The organism is Streptomyces chisholmiae (assembly GCF_031845445.1).
GTDB classification, from domain to species: Bacteria; Actinomycetota; Actinomycetes; order Streptomycetales; family Streptomycetaceae; genus Streptomyces; species Streptomyces chisholmiae.
This window is the reverse complement of sequence record NZ_JAVREO010000191.1, coordinates 1-450: the sequence shown is the minus strand read 5'-3', so window position 1 is coordinate 450 and position 450 is coordinate 1. Positions and strand designations below refer to the sequence as shown.

Annotated in this window: 1 protein-coding gene; it reads left to right on the top strand. The window is 68.2% G+C overall.

Annotated features, from left to right (window positions below; all coding sequences use genetic code 11):
- Positions 1–9 precede the first annotated feature (9 nt).
- Positions 10–450: hypothetical protein (locus RM844_RS32755; protein WP_311671075.1), on the top strand; the 441-nt coding region annotated here is incomplete at its 3' end.

Here is a 450-nt window from a genome sequence, read left to right as displayed (position 1 = left end):
CCAGGGGGCATGCTGTCGTACGGATGGCCTGTCGCCGACGGCCTGACCGAGGTGCTGTGTATCGACTACCCGGACGTCGTCGCCTACCTCAACACCGACCAGGTCTGCGCCCGGGACGCCGGCCGGTTGCGCGAGGCGGGTCGGTACAACACCGTCGCCGAGCCGATCGACGAGGTCATCCGCCGCAGTGACGATGATGCGGAATTCTCGATCCTGGCAGGCGAATCGGTGTTCGTCGGCTCGAAGATCCTCGACATCGGGGCCTTGGTGCCCGATTACCTGCCGGTGACGCCGCACGGCGTGATCGTCGGCGCGCCGTCGCGAAACCTGCTCATGGTCCATCCGATACACGCCGCGGGCCCGCTGCTCGCGGCGGTGAACGCCATGGCGCACCTGTGCCAGACGCTCAGTGCCGGCAACCCGGGCCCGATCAGCGGCGACCTCTACCAC